The organism is Saccharopolyspora sp. NPDC002686 (assembly GCF_040295745.1).
GTDB lineage: Bacteria > Actinomycetota > Actinomycetes > Mycobacteriales > Pseudonocardiaceae > Saccharopolyspora > Saccharopolyspora oryzae.
This window is the reverse complement of sequence record NZ_JBEOVY010000457.1, coordinates 1-5,243: the sequence shown is the minus strand read 5'-3', so window position 1 is coordinate 5,243 and position 5,243 is coordinate 1. Positions and strand designations below refer to the sequence as shown.

The 5,243-nt window shown below is 72.6% G+C and carries 2 protein-coding genes; both read left to right on the top strand.

Translation table 11 applies throughout. From position 1 onward, the window contains the following. The first annotated feature begins 101 nt into the window (after positions 1-101). Positions 102-4,049, top strand: a complete 3,948-nt coding sequence (gene eccCa / locus ABTZ89_RS35390; protein WP_351053191.1) for a type VII secretion protein EccCa — start codon at positions 102-104, stop codon at positions 4,047-4,049. Continuing rightward, complete coding sequence (locus tag ABTZ89_RS35385; protein ID WP_351053188.1) at positions 4,046-5,179, top strand: S8 family serine peptidase; 1,134 nt, start codon at positions 4,046-4,048, stop codon at positions 5,177-5,179. The genes eccCa and ABTZ89_RS35385 overlap by 4 nt, the downstream gene beginning before the upstream one ends. Positions 5,180-5,243: the final 64 nt, after the last annotated feature.

Here is a 5,243-nt window from a genome sequence, read left to right as displayed (position 1 = left end):
GGAATTTGCGGACACCCGGGTCCGGGAGGTGGTGAACGGATCGGTGGGTCGGGGCCGTGGGGTGGGTGGACCGGGGACCACCCAGCGAGGAGCCGAGCGCGATGACCACGACCCTGTTTCGCCGACCTAGTCGGGAGCAGCCTCCGGAGATGCCGAGCGGGGAGCTCTCCCTGCAGGAGCCTCCGCCGCTGCCGGAGACAGTGGGCCGGGACTTCCTGTCGTCGCTGATGATGCTGCCGATGATGCTCGGCGGCGGCGTGTTCATGCTGATCTACATCGCGCCGCGGAACCCGATGCTGGGCCTGGGCATGTTCGGTCTGATGCTGACGATGGCGCTGCTGATGTTCCTGGTCCAGCTGGCCCGCGGCGGAACCGAACGGCGCCAGAAGATGCGCGGCGAACGACGCGACTACCTGCGCTACCTCGGCCAGGTCCGCTCCCAGGTCCGGACCGCGGCGGCGAAGCAGCGGGAGTCGCTGTCCTGGCGCCACCCGGACCCGGACAGCCTCTGGTCGGTGGCGATGACCGGCCGCCTGTGGGAGCGCCGGGCCGCGCACGGCGACTTCGCCGAGGTCCGCATCGGCACCGGCTCGCAGCGCCTCGCCGTCCGGATGACCCCGCTCAGCACCAAGCCGATCTCCGACCTGGAACCGCTGTCCGCCCGGGCGCTGCGCCGGTTCATCAACGCCTACAGCTCGGTCGCGAACCTGCCGACGTCGCTGTTCCTGCGCGGTTTCGCCAAGGTGCGCTTCGCCGGTGAGGAGGAGGCGATCCGCGCGGTGACCCGGTCCGCGCTCGCGCAGCTGGTCACCTTCCACTCGCCGGAGGACCTGCGGGTCGTGGTGTGCGCGGCCCCGGACCGGGTGCACCTGTGGGACTGGGTGAAGTGGCTGCCGCACGCGCAGCACCCGGTCGAGCAGGACGGCGCGGGCCAGGTCCGCCTGCTGGCCGACGGGGTGGATGCGCTGACCGATCTGCTCGACGCCGAGCTCGGCGAGCGCGGCCGGTTCGAGGCAGCGGCCTCGCCGAGCCCGGAGGAGCCGTACGTGGTGATCGTGCTGGACGGCGTCGACGTCCCCGCCGAGTCGCGCCTGGCCGGCACCGGCTACCACAACTCCGTCGTCCTCGACGTCTCCGACGCCCTCACCGGCGGCGCCGGGCGAACCACGCTGCGGCTGGACGTCACCTCCGAGCGGGTGGACATGGTGCGCACCGACCGCACCGGCCAGGAGGTCCGCACCGAGCTGTGCACCCCGGACCTGCTCAGCACCGCGAAGGCCGCGACCCTGGCCCGGACGATCTCCCCGTACCGGCTCGGCGGCACCACCGACGTCGCCGAGCCGATGGTGGCGAACTTCGAGCTGCCGCAGCTGTTGGGCATCGGCGACCTCGACGCGTGGGATCCGAAGTCGATGGCGCGGAACGGGTTGACCCGCGATCGGCTGCGGATCCCCATCGGCATCACCGAGAACGGCGCGCCGATCGAGCTCGACATCAAGGAGTCGGCGCAGGGCGGGATGGGCCCGCACGGCTTGCTGATCGGCGCCACCGGTTCCGGCAAGAGCGAGCTGCTGCGCACGATGGTGCTGGGCATGGCGATGACGCACTCGTCGGAGACGCTGAACTTCGTGCTGGTCGACTTCAAGGGCGGCGCGACGTTCCTCGGACTCGACCGGCTCCCGCACGTCTCCGCGGTGATCACCAACCTCGCCGACGAGGCGACCCTGGTGACCAGGATGCAGGACGCGCTGCACGGGGAGATGGTGCGGCGCCAGGAGTTCCTGCGCGCGGCCGGGAACTACAGCTCGCTGTTGGAGTACGAGAAGGCGCGCCTGTCCGGGGCACCGCTGGATCCGCTGCCGACGTTGTTCGTGATCGTCGACGAGTTCTCCGAGCTGCTGGCCGCGAACCCCGACTTCGGCGAGCTGTTCGTGATGATCGGCCGGCTCGGCCGCTCGTTGGGCGTGCACCTGCTGCTGGCCAGCCAGCGCATCGAGGACGGCCGGATGCACAAGCTGGAGAGCCACCTGTCCTACCGGATCGGCCTGCGCACGTTCTCCGCGATGGAGAGCCGGTCGGTGATCGGGGTTCCCGACGCCTACCAGCTGCCGAGCGCGCCCGGCAACGGCTACCTGCGCAGCGACGTCGCGACGCTGATCCGCTTCAAGGCCGCCTACGTGTCCGGCCAGCACCGCAGGCGCACCCGCGAGCAGCGGCAGGAGGAGGTGCGGCGGCAGGTCGTCCCGTTCGGCGTCGGCAAGCTCCCGGTATCCGCCGCTCCGGCTCCGGAACCCGCGCCCGCAGCGAACGACGACTCCGGCGATTCCGTGCTCTCGGTCGCCGTGGACAAGCTCGTCGGCCACGGTCCGCCCGCGCACCAGGTGTGGCTGCCGCCGCTGGCCGATCCGCCGGCGCTCGACCAGCTGCTCCCGCCGCTGCTGCCCGATCCCGAGCGCGGGCTGACCGCGTCGGGCTGGCCGGGCTGCGGTCGGCTCGTGGTGCCGGTCGGCGTGGTGGACAAGCCGTTCGAGCAGAGCCGCGACCTGCAGGTAGTCGACCTGTCCGGGGCGGGCGGGCACGTCGGCATCGCGGGTGGTCCGCAGTCCGGCAAGAGCAACCTGCTGCGCACCTTGATCGCCTCGATCGCGCTCACCCACACCCCGGCCGAGGCGCAGTTCTACTGCCTCGACTTCGGCGGCGGCACGCTGTCCTCATTGGACGGTCTGCCGCACGTCGGCGGCGTCGCCGGTCGGCTGCAGGCCGAGCGGGTGGCGCGCACCATCGCCGAGGTGCAAACCCTGTTGGCGCAGCGGGAGAAGACCTTCGCCGAGCACGAGGTGGAGAGCATGGCCGCCTACCGGGAGCGGCGCGCGAAGGGCGAGTTCGCCGACGACCCGCATGGCGACGTGTTCCTCGTCGTCGACGGGTGGGGCGCGCTGCGCTCGGAGTTCGAGCAGCACGACATGGCGCTGCGCGCGCTCGCCAGCCGCGGCCTCGCCTACGGCGTGCACCTGCTGGTCACCACGAACCGCTGGTCCGACGTGCACAGCGCGTTGCGTGACCAGCTCGGCACCCGGCTGGAGCTGCGGCTCGGCGACTCGATCGACTCGATGATCAACATGCGCAAGGCGGCGGAGGTCCCGCAGATCCCGGGTCGCGGCATGACTTCGGACCAGATGCACTTCCTGGCCGGGGTGCCGCGCATCGACGGCGTCGCGGGCACCGACGGCCTCGCCGAATCGACCAGGGAGCTGTGCGCGGCGGTCGCGGAGAGCTGGTCCGGCCGGGATGCGCCGGTGGTGCGGATGCTGCCCGCCGTGCTGCCCGCGGCGGAACTGCCCGCCCCGCAGCCGGGCCCGAAGGTCGCGCTCGGTGCGGGCGAGCTGGACCTGCAACCGGTGTGGCACGACTTCGGCGACCGGCCGCACCTGACCGTCGTCGGCGACAGCGGCAGCGGCAAGACCGCGGCGCTGCGGCTGATCGCGAACGCCATCACCAGCGTGTACTCGCCGGAGCAGGCGCAGGTCCTGGTCGTCGATCCGCGCCGCGGACTGCTGGAATCGGTGCCCGAGGCCTACCGCCGCGGTGCTGCGGTGTCCGCGCCTGCGGCCGAGACGTTGGTCCGGCAGCTCGCCGAGGAGCTGAAGGAGCGGGTGCCCGGCACCGACATCACCCCGGCGCAGCTGCGCAGGCGGGACTGGTGGAGCGGCCCGGAGATCTTCGTGCTGGTCGACGACTACGACCTGATGCTGGGCCCGATGGGCGGCCCGTTCGACCCGCTCGTGGAGCTGGTCCCGCAGGCCGGCGACATCGGCCTGCACCTGGTGATGGCCCGCGCGGCGGCGGGCTCGAGCCGGTCGTCGATGGAGCCGGTGACCCGCCGCTTGCAGGAGTCGAACACCCCGGAGCTGGCGCTGTCGATGCCGGCCAACGAACTACCGCTGCTCAACGGCGCCCGAGGCCGGCAGCTGCCACCCGGCCGAGCGCTGCTGGTGACCCGTCGCGACGGCATCGGCCTGCAGATCGGCTGGACGGAGGAACCGGAGTGAGCTTTCGAGGAGCCGTGCTGGCCGCGGTCCTGGGCGTCGTGGCGACCGCGTCCCCGGCCGTGGCCCAACCGATCGGGCAGTGCACGCCACCAGCGGAAACCCCGGTGACGACGATGTCCTGGGCGCAGCAGCGGATGGGCGCGGACCGGGCGTGGCCGCTGACGGAGGGGGACGTGGTCGTCGGCGTGGTCGACACCGGCGTCAGCGCCGCCGCACCGGCGCTGTCCGGTGCGGTGCTGCGGGGTTCGGACCTGGGCGGTGGTCCCGGCGACGGCGACTGCTTCGGTCGCGGCACGTTCATCGCGTCGCTGATCGCGGCTCGGCCGAGCAGCGACCCGCACGTCCCGTTCGCCGGGGTCGCACCGGCGGCGAAGATCTTCCCGGTCCGGGTCAGCGACGATCCGCCGAAGATCCTGGACCACGCCGGGCTCGCGGTGGACATCGGCAGGGGCATCCGGGCGGCGGTCGACGGCGGTGCCCGGGTGGTCGCCGTCGGGCTGGTGGCCACATTGGACATGCCGGAGCTGCGGGCCGCCGTCGCCTACGCCGCCGAGCGGGACGTGCTGGTCGTAGCGTCCGCCGCGGTACCGAAGAAGGGCCAGCTCGCCTTCCCCGCCCGCATTCCCGGCGTCCTCGCGGTGACCCCGGTCGGTCCGGACGGCCCGTCGCAGTCCGCGAACTACGGCGCACCGCCGGCGATCGCCGCCCCGGCCCAGCAGCTCGTCGGCCTCTCCCCGCAGGGCTCCGGCCACCGCGTCTCCTCCGGGGACGAGCTGTCCGTGGCCTACGCAGCAGGCGCCGCAGCTCTCGTCCGCGCCTACCACCCGGCGCTGTCCGCACCCGAAGTCGCCGAGCGCCTGCTCGGCACGGCCGACCACCCCTCGACGCCGCTCCCGAACGAGCTGATCGGCTACGGCGTCGTCGACCCGTTCGCCGCAGTCACCACGATCCCCAACACCGACCCGCCCAAGCCCCCGGTCCCGGAACACCTGGCAGTTCCCAAACCCGCTGCAGCAGACCCGAACCCGGCGAACCGGGCCCTCTGGCTCACCGGAGCGATCGCCGCAGCAGCGCTCCTCCTCGCAGGCCCGGCAGCAGCCGCAGCAGCCCGCCGACGCCGCGCGGACTGAGCCTCACCTCTCGTGAGCGGCGATGGTCGCTCTTACCACCATCGCCGCTCACGAAAACTCGTGG

Bases quoted from the DNA above. Each gene is read 5' to 3' on its own strand.
- eccCa (WP_351053191.1), top strand. From the start codon at position 102: ATGACCACGACCCTGTTTCGCCGACCTAGTCGGGAGCAGCCTCCGGAG.